The sequence below is a fragment of the Methylocella silvestris BL2 genome (assembly GCF_000021745.1).
GTDB lineage: Bacteria > Pseudomonadota > Alphaproteobacteria > Rhizobiales > Beijerinckiaceae > Methylocapsa > Methylocapsa silvestris.
In genome coordinates this window covers 2,563,240-2,579,250 of sequence record NC_011666.1, presented here as the reverse complement: position 1 = coordinate 2,579,250, position 16,011 = coordinate 2,563,240, and the positions used below count along the sequence as shown (strand labels likewise).

The following is a 16,011-nucleotide window of genomic DNA, read 5'->3' as shown; positions in this document are numbered from 1 at the left end:
CACCAAATGATCGGCGTCATTCCACAGGCTGTTGCGTTTCCTCCAGACTGAACTCGGCGGAATGTTCGGTCTGTGCCGGGGCGCACGGCGAGGCTCCGATCCATTCATAAGCGAAGGCGCCGTCTTTCATCGCCACACGCGCCTCTTTCAGTTCCTGTTTCGCAAGCGTGCGCTTCAAAAATTCGCGCGAGAGCGCCGGCAACAGCGTGTTGTTGATGATGTTGTCGATGATGCGGCCGCCCGAATCCGGATCGTTGCAGAGCGAGACGATATGATCGACCACGGCGTCGTCATAGCTGAAGTCGGCGTCCTGCGCCGCGCGGATGCGCTTGCCGATCCGCCCGAGCTGCAGCCGCACGATGCCGGCCAGCATGGACGGCGACAGCGGCAGATAGGGGATGGTCACGAGACGCCCGAGCAGCGCGGGCGGAAAGACCTGCAACAGGTCGGGCCTGAGCTCCGCCGCCAGAGCCTCTGCGTCTCCGGCGAAAGCGGGGTCTTCGGCTCTCCGCATGATGGTGTCTGTGCCGACGTTCGACGTCAGTATGATGAGCGTATTCTTAAAATCGATGCGCCGCCCCGTGCCGTCCTCCATGACGCCCTTGTCGAAGACCTGAAAGAACAGCTCATGCACGTCGGGATGGGCCTTCTCGATCTCGTCGAGCAGCACGACGCTATAGGGCTTGCGGCGGACGGCCTCCGTCAGGCGGCCGCCCTCGCCATAGCCGACATAGCCGGGGGGCGCGCCTTTCAGTCCAGAGACGGTGTGCGCCTCCTGAAATTCCGACATGTTGATCGTAATGATATTCTGCTCGCCGCCATAGAGGGCCTCGGCCAGCGCCAGCGCCGTCTCCGTCTTGCCGACGCCCGAGGGTCCGCACAGCATGAAGACGCCGATCGGCTTTGACGGATTGTCGAGGCCGGCGCGATTGGTCTCGATGCGCTTGGCGATCATGGCGAGGCCATGCGACTGGCCGACGACGCGCCGGTTCAGAATTTCCGGCAGGCGCAGCACATTCTCGATCTCGTCCTTGACCATGCGGCCGACCGGAATGCCGGTCCAATCCGAGACGACGGCGGCGACCGACTGGTCGTCGACATGGGCGTAGATCATCCGCTTCTCGGGATCGACGCCGCCGAGGGAGGCGATTTTGTCCCTGAGCGCGACGCGCTTTTGCTCCGCGTCCGCCGGATTTTCGCTGATCTCCCGGCGCAGCTTCACGATCTCCTCGATCAGAGCGCGCTCCTTCGCCCATTCTTCCTCGAGCGCCGCGCTCTTTTCCTTAAGCTCGGCGAGTTCGGCGTCGATCTCGCCGATGCGCTCCTCGTCGAGATCGCCAAGATCGGCGTCGGTGGTGAGGGCGGCTTTTTCAGCCTCAAGCGCGTTTGCCGCGACGCGCGCATCCTCGACCGCGGCCGGCGTCGCGTTCTGGCTAATCGCGACCCGCGCGCAGGTGGTGTCGAGCAGGCTCACCGCCTTGTCCGGCAACAGGCGCGCGGGAATATAGCGATGCGAGAGATTGACCGCAGCTACGATCGCGGCGTCGGAAATGCGCACCTTGTGGTGCTTTTCCATCGGCGCGAGCACGCCGCGCAGCATCACGCAGCAGCGCGCGACGTCCGGCTCGTCGACCTGCACCGGCTGGAACCTGCGGGTGAGCGCCGGATCCTTCTCGAAATACTGCCTGTATTCGGCCCATGTGGTCGCGGCGATGGTGCGCAGCGTGCCGCGCGCGAGCGCAGGCTTTAGAATGTTCGCCGCGTCGCCCGTGCCGGCCGCGCCGCCGGCGCCGATCAACGTATGCGCCTCGTCGATAAAGAGGATGATCGGCTTTGGCGAGGCCTGCACCTCGTCGATGACGGAGCGCAGGCGCTGCTCGAATTCGCCCTTCATCGAGGCGCCGGCCTGCATCAGCGTGATATCGAGCGCGAGCAATCGAACGCCGCGCAGCGCAGGGGGAACGTCGCTTGCGGCGATGCGCTGCGCCAGCCCTTCCACGATTGCGGTTTTGCCGACGCCGGCCTCGCCGGTCAGGATCGGATTGTTCTGCCGCCGGCGCATCAGCACGTCGATGATCTGGCGGATCTCGTCATCGCGCCCGAGCACGGGGTCCATCTCGCCGGTTGCGGCCCGGGCGGTGAGATCCTGTGAGAAGCGATCAAGCGCCGTCGTGCCCTTGGCGCCTTGCGCCTGCTCGGCGCCCGGCGTTCCCGCGGCGCTGAGGCCGGAGCCATCCATCGGCTGCAAATTCTCTTCATCCGAGCCGGCCCAGAGCGAGCGATACTCATTGGTCAGAGCGTCGCCGGGGATTTTCGCAAACTCCGGCGAGATCGACGTGAAGGCGCGGCGCAGCTCCAGCGACTTCAGGGCGCCTGCCAGAACGTGCCCCGTGCGGATCTGCGTTTCGCCGAAAAACAGCGTCGCATAATGCCAGCCGCGATCGAGCAGATCGACGAGCGTGTTGGAGACGCCCGGCATCTCCGTTTCGTTGCGGCGAAAGCCGTCAATGGTCCGCGCGATGTCGCTGGCGAGCTTTGCGCGATCGAGCTTGAAATGATCGGCTGTCAGGGCAAGGTCGGAGCGCTCCTTTTGCATGATATGCGCCAGCCAATGCGCGAGCTCGACATTGCGGTTGCCGGCGCCCTTCGCCTGGCGCAGCGCCTGGATGAAGGTCTCATAGCCGATTCTGTTCAGCTTCCCCGTTACGGCTTCGAGACTGATGTCAGCCATTCTCTGCTCCCGTCTTGCCGCGGCCTTGTTGATGTTTCGTCCTTGCCGCGCGCGCCCGCGCTTCGCGCATGCGTTCGGCCGGATGGAATCGCGCGTCCCGGCGCCAGGCGTCCGCCGCCGCCCAATCGGGCGCAACCCAGCTCGTCCAGCCAAGATCGCCGGAGCGTCCAAGTTTGACAGGCTCGGCCGCCTTGGCCGGGATCGCAAGTTCGAGGTCCCAGTCGAGCTCCTCGCCGACATAGAAGAAGACGATGTCGGCAAGCGGTTCGCAGAAATCGCCGTCCGGTAAAAAGCGACGGTAGGCTTTCATGTCCGGCACATAGATGCGAATGCGCACCTTGTCCTGCACGCTGTAGAAACTTGCGCCAAGCAGCATATCGACGCCGAGCGAGGCGGAGCCAAGCTTCGATTGGTCGGCGGGCTCAAGCTCCAGCCGCGAGCCGACAAATTCCTCAATCTCCGCCTCGACGTGGAAATGTCCGCAAATGAAGGCGCGAAGGCGGGAGGCGGATTTGGCCTGGGGGCCGAGCACGCCGGCAAAGCACAGCTTCGCGCGATCGTCGACCGAATCGAGATCGCGGTAGATCGGCGAGCCGAGCCCCGCGGACGCGCCGACATAAGTCTCGAAACGGTCGTCGTTCGGGCGGTCATGTTGCGCGACAGGCCGCGAATCGGCCCAGGCGCGGAAGAACAACTGCAAAAAGCGATGGTTGATGATGTCGAGAAAGCGCGGGAAGGAATCGTCCTGCGCAAGGAACCAATTGTAGGCTTCTTCTGTAGTAGCCAGCGGCAGCGCGCCTTGCGGGCCGAGGAAGCCGAGAAATTTTGTGAGGATTCGCGTATGCGTCTCGCGCGTCTCGAATTTCGAGAGCGTCGAGGCCGGAAAATCCATGTAAGGGTCCTGGCCGAGCCTTGCATATTCCTCGCGCAGCGCGCCGGCGTCGCCAATGCGCGGCAGCGTGGGGTTGGCGCGTTCGAGCGCGCGCATCGCCGCGAAGAAGTCGAAGCGCCAGGGTTCGCTTTCGGCGCCCTCAAGGTTCATAGCGGTCTCCGTAAGCCGGCGCGCACCGGCCAGCGCATGATCTCGCCGCGATCGACGCTGCGGATCACCGTCTGCGTGAAATGATTGAAGCCCGCATATTCGCAATAGAAGCGGTCGAGGATCGCGCCGAGCAAAAAGGCGCCGCTGCCCTCGAACGCTTTTTCGTCGATCGTTACGGTGACTTCGACGCCGCGCGCAACGCCGACGCCGCCGCTCTGGCGGATGCGCCGCACGATGGGGCGGCTGTCGACGCTGCGCAGGCCGCGGATGCGCCGCTCCGTGGCGCTGTCGGAAAGATCGGCGAACATCGAGACGGTTTCGCGCAGCGCCTGCGCATTGCGGCCGGCGCCGCGCTCGACGAGGCCGAGATGATTGAGGCTGAGCAGATTGATGAGGCGCCAGGTCACCTTGCCGGCGTAGGCCGATTCGCTGCGGCTGCGCAATTGCGCGATGATCGGCTCGCGCGGCCGCGTCGGTCCGGCGATGCAGCGCAGATCGATCGCGGTGTTGTCGATCAGGCGGAAATCGGCGCCGCCCTGACCGACCGGAAGCTGCTCGGTCAGATGACGGTTGGAGCAGAGCGCCGTGACGCTGAGCTCGGCGATCGGCCGCTCCTCGCCCGCGCGCGAATTGTCGACGAGGGCGATAAACATGTCGGTGCCAACATAATCGGAGGAGGCGCCATATTTGTTTTCCCGCGCCGTGCGCCGGCGCGGCATGCGGCGAACGGCGTAATGCAATGCGCCCGCGCCGCCTTCCGCCTCGGAGGAATATAGCGGGCGCACGGGCGCCGCGTCCGCCCCGCCGCGATAATGCGCGAAGACCGAAAGCAGCCGGTGCGGTTCATAGTCGAGATAGCGGCTGCGATCGGGCACGATATGATATTCGTGCTGGTTGGATTTGACCTGCACGCGATCGATGGTTTTTTCAAAGAGGTTGATGGCGGGGGCTGCATAGAGCGCAAACATGTTGCGCGTGACGGCGACCTGCAGGCGCGGATTGAGCTCCTTGAAGCTGATGATGATGTCAATGTTTCGCGCGGGCAGGCGGGCGAGGATCGCGCGCAGCCCGGTCAGCCGCATTCCAAGAAACTTGCGCGGGAACATGAAATATTCGCGCAGCCATTCGAAGCCGGAAAAAATGCGCTCGTTCTTGGGAAACAGCGCCTCGTCGTCGCGAAAGCCGATCTGCTCGATGATGTCCGTTCCGGCCGGGACGACGACAGGGTCGCCGAAAGGGTCGAGATAGCGGAAATAGACGCCGGCCGCGCTGGCGAAGATCTGCTCGTAGAGCGCGATCGCGTCGGGTTCGGGCCCGAGGAAATGGAGCGGCAATTCGTTGATCCGGCAACCGTCGAACCAGAGGTCCGGCCGTTCGGCGGCCTCGGCGTCGCGCGGCTCGTCCTCGACGCGCGCGGCGCTGCGGTGGGTCAGCGAGATCTTCAAGCCGGCCAGCGCCTCGGCGCCGACGGCGACTCCGAGCGCCTGCAGCGGCGCCGGCGAGCCATAATATTCGGCGGCGGTGATTTCGAACGGCAGCAGCGTGATTTTGGAGGCGAGGCGGAAGCGGCAGGCGACCTGGCGATCCTGCTCGCGGTAGACCGCCTCGAGATAGGAGCCGCGCGCAATGTTCTGCCCGTCGCGCAACGCGGCGTCCTCGTAAGGGGGCTCGGCGCGCAGAAGCAGAACGGAAGGCGTCGGCGCAAGATAGTCGGGAACGAGCTGCTCCAGCAGATTATTGGTGAATTCCGGAAACTCGTGTTTCAGCTTCAATTGCACCCGCGCCGCGAGAAAGGCGGCGCCCTCGAGCAGGCCGCCGATCATCGGATCCATGCGCTCGTCGAGCAACCCGCCGAGGCGCTCGGCGACGCCCGGATAATCTTCGGCGAATTCACGCGCCTGCTCGTGCAGAAGCTTCAGTTCGCGATCGTAATGGTCGAGGAACTCGCGATTCATGAACCTCAGGCTTTCTTCACAACAACGTCGCCGCTGTCGATCTCGACATCGGCGATGAATTCAACCGGCACATTGACCGGCGCGCAGATGAGATCGGCCCGCACGAGAAAGCGGACTTTGAGCTCATCCTTGTCGAGGTTGTCGTCGCGCGAGACTTTGATGGTGTTGGCGACAAGCCGCGGCTCATAGCGCCGCAAGGCGTTGGCGATTTCATCTTCAATGAGGTTGACGCCGGCCTCGTCGATGGTGCGGTGAATGAGATCGGGCAGGCCGTAATTGAGGATCGATTTGCGGACGCCGTCAAAGTCGGACAGATCCTCGGTCGATTCGAACGCCACGGCGTTGACGAGCGCCTCAAGATCGCGCGCGACTTCGCGGCGCAGATTGGGTTCGCTGATCGTCGCGCGCACGGCGGCGCGGCGCGGCGCGATGATGCGGTCGCCGGCGGCGTCGCGCAGATCCTGTTTCTGGCGCGAGTCCTTCTGCTCGAAGGCGCTGCGGAAGGCGTGCATGAAGGGCGGACTGAGACGATTTTTTCGTGTCGGAACGGACATCCAGCGTCAATCCTCGACGGAGCGCAGGGGGCCGGACCTGCAGCAAAGCGGCGCCTTGCTTTAAGATAGGCCGATAGAGGAAAAAGGACCGGCGCGCCAGAGGAGAGGCTGACGCGCCGGTCGATTGACTAGACTTTCTTGTTTTCCTTGATGTTCCAGCCGGTGGTGACGGCGCCGCCGAGGGTTCCGTCGGGCTTCTGCGGCTTGTATTCGGTCTCGATCTTGGCGTAGGCGAGCGAGATGCTCTCGTGAGCGAGGTCGCCGCCGGCAGCATGGTCCTGAAACGAGATCGACGACACCATGACGTCGGTCAGCGTAATCTTCAGATATTCTTGCTGGTCCTTGCCGGATTTGCGGAAGGTCAGCGTCGCCGTCTTGATATGCTCGCCGGAGGCGCAGGCGAGGAACAGCTTGGGGCTGCCCTTGTCCACCTTCTTGGTCAGGTGGATGTCCTGCAGATGCGCCTTGCCGACGCCGCCGCCGCCGCCCTGCGAGAAAGAGGTGGCGTTGGAGACGCCCCAGGACACGGTTTCGACCTGCATTTCGTTCTTGTGCTTCGAGTCCTCGCTTTCGCCCTCGATGCCTTCAAGCTTCAGAAAAAGATCCCCAGACATTACAAATCCCCTTTATTGAATTGATCGCCTTTCGATGCTGTATGACAACCGCATCTGAAGTAAATCTAGCTTTTTATTCCTGGACAGTAGGTGTTCGATCACACAATACTTGCTGGCTTATTTTTGCACCGCCGGCAGGCGCGACACCAGGCTGAGCCCGATGTCCATCGCCTCGAGCTGATAATGCGGGCGCAGATAGAAGCGGGCCGCGTAATAGCCGGGGTTCTCTTCATCGGGGAAAATATCCACGCGGGCGTCGGCCAGCGGCTTGCGCGCCTTCACCGATTCGGAAGAGCCGATGGGATCGCCGTCGACATATTGCGTGATCCATTCCTGCAGCCAGATGCGCAGCTCCTCGGTCTCCTTGGTCGCGCCGATCTTGTCGCGCACCATGCATTTGAGGTAGTGCGCGAAACGCGACACCGCGAACATGTAGGGCAGGCGGGCTTTGAGATTGTCCGAGGCGGTGGCCTCGACGCCGTTCTTGCCTTCGTATTTTTTTGGCTTGTAGACCGACTGCGCGCCGATGAAGGCCGCCTTGTCGGTGTTCTTGCGGTGAATCAGCGGAATCAACCCGGATTTCGCAAGCTCATGCTCGCGCCGATCGCTGATTGCAATTTCGGTCGGGCATTTGAGATCGACGCCGCCATCGTCGGTCGGGAAGGTGTGGGTCGGCAGATTGATCACCTCGCCGCCGGACTGCACGCCGCGGATGCGGGTGCACCAGCCATATTCCTTGAAGGCGCGATTGATGTTGACCGCCATCGCATAGGCGGCGTTCATCCAGGCGTAATTCTCGCCCTTGTGGCCATCGGTGTTCTCTTCGAAAGCGAACTCCTCGACCGGCTCCGATTTCGCGCCATAGGGCACGCGCGAGAGGACGCGCGGCATGCAAAGGCCGATATATTTCGAATCCTCCGCGTCGCGAAGCCCCTTCCAGGCCGCATATTCCGGCGTATCGAACAGTTTCGACAGATCGCGCGGATTCATCAGCTCGGTCCAGCTGTCCATGCCCATCAGGGTCGGATCGGCGGCGGCGAAGAATGGCGCATGCGCGGCGCCGGCGATCTTCGAGAGATCGCGCATCAGCTGGACGTCGGCCGGCAGATGGCTGAATTCATAGTCGCCGATCAGGCAGCCATAGGGCTGGCCGCCGAGCTGGCCGAATTCCGCCTCATAAGTCTTCTTGAACAGGGGGCTCTGATCCCAGCGCGCGCCCGGGTAGTTGCGCAAATTCTTGTAGAGTTCGCTCTTCGACACGTTCATGACGTGGATCTTGAGCTGCGCGTCGGTCTCAGAATTGAACACCAGATAATGCAGGCCGCGCCAGGTGCTCTCCATCTTCTGGAAGGCCGGAGCGTGCAGGATCTCGTTCATTTGCGCGGTGAGTTTTTCGTCGAGCCGGGCGATCATCGATTCGATCGTGTCGAGCACGTCGGCCTTGATGACGCTCTGGTCGGCGAGCGCCTGCTGCACCAGCGTCGAGACGGCGTTTTCGACCTCCGTCTCGGCGCGCTCCGTGCGCGGCTTGAAGCTCTGTTTCAGAAGCGTCGCAAATTCGTCGACTTCCTGCGTCGCGACTCCCGTCTGGGGAGCGGATGCTTGTCCTTCAGCTTTGGTTTCCACAGCCATTTATCCCTCCCGAGAAATCAAGCGTCGCCGTCGGCGGTCTTGGCGGTTTCGGCTTCAGCGTCCTTCGTCGCGCCGATGCGGCTTTTCAGCGCCGCCATCAGTTCGGGATCGCTCAGCAATTTACGCAGCCGCGTTTCGGCGTCGACCTTGCCGTCCATATAGCGCAACAGATTTGCCAGCTGGTCGCGCGCCTCGAGCAGTTTGGCGAGCGCCGGCACCTGCCGGGCGACCGCCGCCGGGCCGAAGTCTTCCATCTTCTTGAAGCGCAGGCTGACCGACAATTTGGCGGCGTCCGGGTCGTCGCCAAGCCGGTCCGGCACGGTGAAGGATGTTCCAGGCTCGATCGCGCCCATGCGCTTGTCGAAATTATCCATGTCGATATCGACGAAGCCCCGATCGGCGACGTCCGGCTTCTCGACGCCGGGGTTCGGGCCGGAGAGGTCGGAGAGCACGCCCATGACGAAGGGCAGCTCTATCTTTCGCTCCGCGTCATAGGGATCCTCATAAGCAATCTGCACACGTGGCGGACGGTTGCGTCCAATGAATTTCTGTCCACTGTCACCTGCCATGTCACTCATCCTTTGATTGTTGGTCGCCGCACGGCGAGGTTCGAGCTCAAGCCGGTTCCGTTCGGGACGCAGGTTGATCTCGAAAGCTGATCCGGTCAATCGAGCGTCGCGGCCGGTTTTCCGCAAAGTTGCAGCTTATGACGCTTTGCGAACGCTCTTGAGAGCAAGCTAAGCGAAAAAGAAAGCCCTGCTGTGTGCCGACGCACCAAGCCGGAAAAATCTCTATCTTCATTATGTTATCGAATTTTTACAGCGCTTTGGCGTTCCGGGGGGCCACCCCTTGCCGAGCCGGTAGTAGCCGATTTCCAGCTGACGCGGGGGCGGGATTCAATCGGGGGGTCGATCGAAATCTTAAGCAAAACCTAAGGCGGCGGAGCAGCCGCGGCGTCTATGTTAAGGCGTCGAGCGCAAAGACCCTCGTCCCGTCCTGCGCAGGATCGGCAATTCGGGAGAAAGCGCTGAGGGCGTCAGGGCTGAGACGCATAGCTTTTCGCGCGCATGTGCCGATTGACGCCGCGCGCGGGCTTCCGCCCGCCTATCCACGGGGCAAGCTGGCGGACACAGCCTCGAGGCGGGAGCCTGATTGCAATGGCCAATTTCAAGATCGCAGAGACGGGTGAGGATATTTCCTGGTTTGACCTGCCGCTTAATCGCAAGATCAAGCTCCTGCAATGGGGCGGCGACGCAAAGGGCGACAAGCTTGACGTCGCGCTCGATCGATCCGTCGCAAATGTCGATCTGACCATCCTCCCGGACAAGGCCTCCGCCGCCTCGACGCTGTTTACCCTGTCGGGATCGGCGGCCGGAACAAGCTTTTCGGTCGCCGCCTATCTGCCCGACGGCTCGCGCACGGCGCGCTACAGCCAGGACCTGGCGGTGCGCGTTTGCGGACAGCCGATCAAGCAGCCGGGCTATGCCGTCGATCTTGTGTCCGACCTCGCCATCAGCGGAACACCGAATCAAGTCTACCTCTATTCGCGGATTTTCCGCGGCCCTGCCGACGACCGCAACGTCCTGTCGCAAGACACGCGGCCGGGCCACTACAATTGCGGCGACGTCGCCGCCGCCTATGGCGTGAAGATCTTCTCCAAGCCAACCGTCACGGCCTATTTCACCTATTATATTCCACTGAAGCAGACGGACCCGTCGGTCGAGCTCAAGATGGATGATTTGCGCTTCAACGCCGACCGCGTCCGGCAGGGCATCGCAAAAATAAAATCCTATCTTTCGACGGGAACGCCGGTCCGGGTCTGGATGATCCATCATGATGGCTTCAAGACCTTCATAACGGGGGATTGGCGGAGCCATTTCCTGACCATCGTCGGCCATTCTGCGAATAAATTCCTCTATCTCGATCCCTGGCCGCATGGCTCGCGGCTGGATTATGACGGCGGCATGTACGCCAAGACGCGCAACGTCTTCATGGGCGAGCTCGAATATGACATGGCCCATCTCGAACTTGGCATAGGCTCGCCTGCGGGAAAGCTCGGACTGCATGACTACAAGGTGATTGCGGGCCCGTGACCGGCGCTTCGCTACTTCGGCGAATCGAGCGACTTCAAACTGTCCGGCGGCAGCATGTCCTTCAACAGACCAAGGAAATCGCGGCCGGTCACGGCGCGGGCGCGCTCGATCAGATAGGAGATCGGGCTCGACGGCTCGGCCTGGTGATAAAACGCACTGATTTTAGACAGTAATTGTAGTGCATTGTCTCTAGTCGTTACTGTGAAAACCTTGTCCGTTTCTTGATCCGACGCGGGCTCCTCCACAGAGGCGAATTCCGACAATCGTTCTATTGGAAGGTTAAAAAATTGCGCCCGCCCGATTTGCAGAGCAGCTTCCTCGACATGTCCAGGGACCAGCACCCTGAGGACGTCGAGAAAGGATTTGCCGATCAGCTGCTCGGCCTGGCGCACGAGGAGCAGCGCCGGATTGGACGGCTCGCGGCGCATATAATAGGCGCTGACCGCGTTCAGCGCGGCGGCGGCGTCGGCAAAGCTCGCGATCTCTCCCGCGACGGCGGGGGCGCCGTCCGCAGCCGTCTCGGAGTCCTCGGCGATCGGAAGAGGCTCGGCCGCGGAGGGGTCGCGCAGCGCGACGAAGGACTGGATCAGCGCGCGCATTGCCTCGGCGAGCGGCGCGAGCTTTGGAAAGGCGACCGCATCGGCGGCGCCGACATGCGTGACGAAAGCCGATTTGATGCGCGTGAGCGCCTCGGTCAGCCTGCGCAATTCATCGCGGCGCCCGATGAGAATGTCGAGATCGACCTCCTCGAAGGCGCGGCGGACGAGGCCGCCGTCGGGCCGCTCTTCCTCGCCGCGGGGCGCGGCCTCGCCGGATGCGAGCAGATGCGTGCGATAGGTCACCGTGCCGAGGCGCTTGTGCTCGAACAGCGGCGCATAATGCAGCGGCAGGATGACGGGCGCCATGTCGTCGAGCGACTGAACCGCGACCATGCGCAAGGTGAAATCGCCGTCCTCCCCGCGAGGATGGACCTCGTCCCAGCGCGTCTCGAGCAGTTCGGCGAGCGCCGCCGTCGCCGCGACGAAGCCGGAAAAATCCTTGTCGAGGATGCGGAATTTGGCCAGCAGCGCGATGAGGCGCAGATCGCGGCTCAAAGCGTTGAGCGCGGCGATCGTCGCATATTGCGCCGGAAAGTCGATCTGGGTGCGGTCGAACGGGCGCCCGTCATGGCCGGAATAGAAGGTCGCCGGCAACACGCCTTCGCCAGCAGCCATGAAATTCATATAGGTGGCGTCGCCTTCGAGATCGAGATCCGGGCCGCAAGGGGAGGCTTCGGAAATGGCCCCCGTCAGGGCCTCGAAGGAGAGCGGCGAATCATCTGGCGAAGCGATGGTCAAGGGATGCAATGCCTCTTCATCAGGACCGCCGGCGAAGCGCCCGGCGCCCCTTGGCGAAGGCGGCGAGCAACGCGGCCGGAGCATCGAATATACAGTGCATTTCTTGGCGCCGCTGCTTTTTCGACAGCGACCTTGCAATAAATCGCGTCGCTTTAATCGCTCGACTGTGCCTTCATGGTTTTGTATCGTCAAGGACAACTGGGAAAGCTCCCGAGGTTCGCATGACTTCCGAACTGACCCAAGACAAACGCGTCGCCTCGCTTGAGACGCCTCTCGGCAAGGACAAGCTCGTCTGCCTGCGCTTCGACGGCGCCGAAGGCTTGAGCGAATTGTTCGAATATCGCGTCGAGGCGCTGAGCACCGAGGCGAATGTCGATTTCGACAAGGCGATCGGCAATAATTGCTCGGTCACGTTCAAATCCTATTCCGATCCCGATCGCGTCTTCAACGGCGTCCTCGTCGAGGCGCAGGCTCTCGGCGCGCAAGCTGGCCTCAATCTCTACAGGCTGACGCTAAAGCCCTGGCTGTGGCTGTTGTCGCGCACGAGCGACTGCCGCATCTTCGAGAATCAGACGGCGGTCGACATCATCAAGAAGGTGTTTTCCGACCGCGGCTTCTCCGACTACAGGGTTGCGACGACGGGCAAGTTTCCGGAGCTCGAATATTGCGTCCAGTATCGCGAGACCGACCTCGCCTTCGTCTCAAGGTTGATGGAGCAGCACGGAATCTACTATTTCTTCGAGCATCAGAAGGACAAGCACACGCTGGTGCTGGCCGACGCCAAATCGTCGCACAAGCCGGTTCCCGGCCACGCCGAGACGCCCTTCATCGGCGATGAGCGGCAGACGCGGCGCGAGCGCGAGCATATTTCAAAGTGGACGCCCGAGCGCCGCTTCCGCAGCGGCAAGTTTGAGCTCAACGATTATGATTATCTGCAGCCGAACGCCGATCTGAAAAGCGACGCCGAAGGGCAAGCGTCCTACACCAAGTCGAAGATGGAGATCTACGACTATCCCGGCAAATTCAAAAAGAAGAATGACGGCGAGACCTATGCGAAGGTCAGGCTGCAGGCGGAGCAGGCGATGGACAAGCGCCGCTACGCCGACGGCGATTCGGTCAGCCTCTTGCCAGGCGGCCTGACGACGCTGAAGGATCATCCGGAAGGCGGCGAGAACAAGGAATATCTCGTTCTGCGCGCGCTCCATTCTTATTCGTCGCAAGCCTACAGGTCCGGCGGTTCGCAGGGAGCGGACCTTTATTCCGGACGTTACGAGCTGTTGCCGAGCGACGTCAATTACCGCGCGCCTTTGGCGACGCCGCGGCCGATCGTCTACGGGCCGCAGACGGCCAAGGTGGTTGGCAAGGACGGCGAGGAAATCGACGTCGACGAGCACGGCCGCATTCTTGTGCGCTTCTACTGGGACCGCAAGAACAAGCAGTCGTGCCGCGTCCGCGTCGCGCAGGTGTGGGCCGGCAAGGGCTGGGGCGGCCAGGCGATTCCGCGCATCGGCCAGGAAGTCGTCGTCGAGTTTCTCGAAGGCGATCCCGATCGCCCGCTCGTCACCGGCGCCGTCTACAATGGCGACAACAAATACCCGTATGAAATGCCCGCCAACAAGACGCAATCCGGGCTCAAGTCGGATTCCTCGAAAGGCCATGGCGGCTACAATGAATTTATGTTCGAGGACAAGAAGGGCTCGGAAAAAATCCGGATGCATGGCGAGCGCGATCATGAGGTCGTCATCCGCCGCGCCGAGACGAAAGAGGTCGGCGAGATCTTTTCAAGCCGCAGCGATCCCTCGCGCGACACCACACTGAAGAACGGCAGCGACAATCTGTCGATCCAGAACGGCAACCAAACGGTCGACATCAAGGGCAAGCAGGACGTCAGCGTGCTCGAGACGATCAGCATCGAGGCGATCCAGAAGATCACGCTGACGGTCGGCGCCAGCACGATCACCATGGAGCCGGCGCAGATCACGATCAATTCGCCGATGATCACCGTGCAGTCGTCTCTGGCGACCAAGATTTCCGGCGGCATGGCGATCAATCTCGACGCCGCGATCATCAAGATCAATTGACGCGCGCAACGACCAAAGGCCACGCAATGCCGCGACTTCGTTTTGCAACAGCGCAGGATCTTTACGAGGCCTATCCGACCGCGCGCAGCGACATCGGCGTCGCCGCCAACGCCGCGCCAAGCCTCGATTTCCTCGCCGCGCTGTCTTCGGCAGACGCGCTGAAGGCGGCGCTGTCTTTTTGCGCCTATCTGCTGCCGCGCCGCGAGGCCGTGGCGTGGGGCTGTCAGTGCCTGCGCCAATGGAGCGGGCTCAACGCCGCCGACGAGGCGCGGCTTGCGGCGTCCGAGGCCTGGGTCCGCGAGCCGGAAGAACGCAACCGGCGCCGCGCGCTCGATCTCGCCGAGCGCTCCGACATCAAGGACGCCTCAACCTGGATCGCCTTCGCCGCCGGCCGCGCGGGCGGCCAGATCGCGATCGACGGCGATCATTTTACGCCGATGCCCCAATACGCCACCGCCCAGGCGGTGCGCATCGCTCTCATCCTCGCCGGCGCGGCGGGCTCGTTCGAAGCTCGCGCCGAAATCCAGCGCCGCTGGCTCGAACTCGGACTGCGGATTGCTGTAGAGTAGCTGCAGGCCGGGGCGAAGGAAGAGAGCGATCGAGCATGGCGCTGAAACTCGCAATCGAAAATATGACCAATCTGCCCGATGGCGGCCCGGTCAGCATCACCGTCACCGGCAAGCGCGGCGTCGATATCGGCCGCGACGCGCATCTTGACTGGACGCTGCCGGACCCGAGCCGCTTCATCTCGGGGAAACATTGCGAGATCCGCTTCGAGGGCGGCGCCTATGTGCTGACCGACGTCTCCTCGAACGGCACCTTTCTCAACGAGCAGCCGCATCGCATGCGCGAGCCGCACCGACTGCGCAACGGCGACCGTCTGCTGATCGGGCAATATGTCGTTGCGGTTTCGCTTGACGGGACGGAGGAGCGCGAGGAGTCGGCGGCGCCGGCGCTAGGGCGCCGCCCGCTCGACGCCGATTTGTGGGAATCGGGCGAACCGGTCCCCGAGCCGATCGATCCGCGCGTGCTGAAGCCTGTTCCGGAGCGGGCGAAGGGGCCGGATTTCCTGGACTGGGCGATGGATGTCTTCGATCCGTTGAGCCCCACGCCGGCAAAGCCCAATGCGGCCAGCCGGTTCGAGGACGCAAGCTGGCTGCCGCCGCCGCCAACGGCGCCGGTCGCGCCGCCCCCGCCGGAAGCGCCCGCGCCGCGCCGGCCGGTCTGGTCCGCGGACGACGCCGAGCCGCCCGCGCGAGTCTCCGCTCCGCCGGCCCCGCCCGTGATGCCGCCCCCGGCTCCGGCCGAAGCGCCGCCGGCTTCTCCCCCTCCGCCCGCGCCGATCGCGCCCGCGGCGCCGCCGGTTCGCGCGGAGAACACCGACGCGGCGGGGGCGCGCTTCGTGCGGCGCTTCGCCGAGGCCGCCGGCCTGCCGCCGGAGGCGATCGCCAAGCAGGACGCCGATGAATTGGCGGCCGAGCTCGGCGCGCTGATGAAGCTCGTCACTGAGGATTTGCGTCAGCTCCTCGGCGCAAGGCTGGAGGTCAAGCGCATGGCGCGGGCGAGCCAGACGACGATCCGCGCCGCCGACAACAACCCCCTGAAATTTTCGCCGACGACCGAGGACGCGCTGCGGCAGATGTTCGGGGCGCCGACGCGCAGCTATCTGCCCGCGGGCGCCGCGCTGAAACAGGGCTTTGAGGATCTCAAACGCCACCAGCTCCAGTCGGCCTCGGCCATGCAGGGCGCCGTGAAAATGCTCACCGAAGATCTCGATCCGGATCGGATCGAGCAGGAGATCGCGCCGGACAGCGGCCTCTCCGGGCTTTTCTCGGCGCGCAAGGGCAAGCTCTGGGACGCCTATGTGGCGCGCTTTAAAGCCAAGACACATCGCCATGGCGATGGCCTGATCGGCGCCTTCATGCTCTACTTCTCGCAATGCTATGATCAAACGCACAAACAATAGGGTCGC

12 protein-coding genes are annotated in these 16,011 nt (G+C 63.1%); 4 read left to right on the top strand and 8 right to left on the bottom strand.

The window, feature by feature from the left end:
* Positions 1-16: 16 nt before the first annotated feature.
* The 7 genes from tssH to tssB form a co-directional block, all read right to left on the bottom strand.
* Positions 17-2,731, bottom strand: coding sequence for a type VI secretion system ATPase TssH (tssH, locus tag MSIL_RS12090; protein ID WP_012591365.1), 2,715 nt, complete (start codon positions 2,729-2,731; stop codon positions 17-19).
* The gene (gene tssG, locus MSIL_RS12085; RefSeq protein ID WP_012591364.1) at positions 2,724-3,773 is read right to left on the bottom strand and encodes a type VI secretion system baseplate subunit TssG; all 1,050 of its coding nucleotides are present in this window, start codon (positions 3,771-3,773) and stop codon (positions 2,724-2,726) included. Before tssG ends, tssH begins: the two co-directional genes overlap by 8 nt.
* Positions 3,770-5,728 (bottom strand): type VI secretion system baseplate subunit TssF, encoded by a 1,959-nt coding sequence (tssF, locus tag MSIL_RS12080; RefSeq protein WP_012591363.1) that lies wholly within the window; start codon positions 5,726-5,728, stop codon positions 3,770-3,772. The genes tssG and tssF overlap by 4 nt, the downstream gene beginning before the upstream one ends.
* Before the next feature lie 5 nt (positions 5,729-5,733).
* Entirely contained in the window at positions 5,734-6,282 is a 549-nt protein-coding gene (tssE, locus tag MSIL_RS12075; protein ID WP_012591362.1) for a type VI secretion system baseplate subunit TssE, read from the bottom strand.
* 128 nt (positions 6,283-6,410) lie between these two features.
* Positions 6,411-6,896 (bottom strand): Hcp family type VI secretion system effector, encoded by a 486-nt coding sequence (locus MSIL_RS12070; RefSeq protein ID WP_012591361.1) that lies wholly within the window; start codon positions 6,894-6,896, stop codon positions 6,411-6,413.
* A gap of 117 nt (positions 6,897-7,013) precedes the next feature.
* Positions 7,014-8,528: a type VI secretion system contractile sheath large subunit gene (tssC, locus tag MSIL_RS12065; RefSeq protein ID WP_012591360.1), complete on the bottom strand. Its 1,515-nt coding sequence runs from the start codon at positions 8,526-8,528 to the stop codon at positions 7,014-7,016.
* Between the two features lie 17 nt (positions 8,529-8,545).
* The gene (gene tssB, locus MSIL_RS12060) at positions 8,546-9,097 is read right to left on the bottom strand and encodes a type VI secretion system contractile sheath small subunit (RefSeq protein ID WP_012591359.1); all 552 of its coding nucleotides are present in this window, start codon (positions 9,095-9,097) and stop codon (positions 8,546-8,548) included.
* A 588-nt stretch (positions 9,098-9,685) separates the two neighbouring features.
* Here tssB and MSIL_RS12055 point away from each other — a divergent pair.
* A complete protein-coding gene (locus tag MSIL_RS12055; RefSeq protein ID WP_012591358.1) occupies positions 9,686-10,621 on the top strand; it encodes a cysteine peptidase family C39 domain-containing protein in 936 nt (311 codons plus the stop codon).
* An 11-nt stretch (positions 10,622-10,632) separates the two neighbouring features.
* On the opposite strand, the gene MSIL_RS12050 is transcribed toward MSIL_RS12055, so the two are convergent.
* The gene (locus MSIL_RS12050; RefSeq protein WP_012591357.1) at positions 10,633-11,958 is read right to left on the bottom strand and encodes a type VI secretion system protein TssA; all 1,326 of its coding nucleotides are present in this window, start codon (positions 11,956-11,958) and stop codon (positions 10,633-10,635) included.
* A 221-nt stretch (positions 11,959-12,179) separates the two neighbouring features.
* Here MSIL_RS12050 and MSIL_RS12045 point away from each other — a divergent pair, with 221 nt between their 5' ends.
* Genes MSIL_RS12045 through tagH form a run of 3 tightly spaced genes read left to right on the top strand, consistent with a single transcriptional unit; the run spans position 12,180 to position 16,005 of the window.
* Positions 12,180-14,039, top strand: coding sequence for a type VI secretion system Vgr family protein (locus MSIL_RS12045; RefSeq protein WP_012591356.1), 1,860 nt, complete (start codon positions 12,180-12,182; stop codon positions 14,037-14,039).
* A 26-nt stretch (positions 14,040-14,065) separates the two neighbouring features.
* Positions 14,066-14,608: a DUF6931 family protein gene (locus tag MSIL_RS12040; RefSeq protein ID WP_012591355.1), complete on the top strand. Its 543-nt coding sequence runs from the start codon at positions 14,066-14,068 to the stop codon at positions 14,606-14,608.
* 35 nt (positions 14,609-14,643) lie between these two features.
* The gene (tagH, locus tag MSIL_RS20805) at positions 14,644-16,005 is read left to right on the top strand and encodes a type VI secretion system-associated FHA domain protein TagH (protein ID WP_012591354.1); all 1,362 of its coding nucleotides are present in this window, start codon (positions 14,644-14,646) and stop codon (positions 16,003-16,005) included.
* The last annotated feature ends 6 nt before the right edge of the window (positions 16,006-16,011 follow it).

Coding starts and splice junctions, on each gene's coding strand:
- tssF (WP_012591363.1), bottom strand. CDS start 5,728: ATGAATCGCGAGTTCCTCGACCATTACGATCGCGAACTGAAGCTTCTG.
- MSIL_RS12045 (WP_012591356.1), top strand. CDS start 12,180: ATGACTTCCGAACTGACCCAAGACAAACGCGTCGCCTCGCTTGAGACG.
- MSIL_RS12040 (WP_012591355.1), top strand. CDS start 14,066: ATGCCGCGACTTCGTTTTGCAACAGCGCAGGATCTTTACGAGGCCTAT.
- tssE (WP_012591362.1), bottom strand. CDS start 6,282: ATGTCCGTTCCGACACGAAAAAATCGTCTCAGTCCGCCCTTCATGCAC.
- tssG (WP_012591364.1), bottom strand. CDS start 3,773: ATGAACCTTGAGGGCGCCGAAAGCGAACCCTGGCGCTTCGACTTCTTC.
- tssB (WP_012591359.1), bottom strand. CDS start 9,097: ATGGCAGGTGACAGTGGACAGAAATTCATTGGACGCAACCGTCCGCCA.
- tssH (WP_012591365.1), bottom strand. CDS start 2,731: ATGGCTGACATCAGTCTCGAAGCCGTAACGGGGAAGCTGAACAGAATC.
- tssC (WP_012591360.1), bottom strand. CDS start 8,528: ATGGCTGTGGAAACCAAAGCTGAAGGACAAGCATCCGCTCCCCAGACG.
- tagH (WP_012591354.1), top strand. CDS start 14,644: ATGGCGCTGAAACTCGCAATCGAAAATATGACCAATCTGCCCGATGGC.
- MSIL_RS12070 (WP_012591361.1), bottom strand. CDS start 6,896: ATGTCTGGGGATCTTTTTCTGAAGCTTGAAGGCATCGAGGGCGAAAGC.
- MSIL_RS12055 (WP_012591358.1), top strand. CDS start 9,686: ATGGCCAATTTCAAGATCGCAGAGACGGGTGAGGATATTTCCTGGTTT.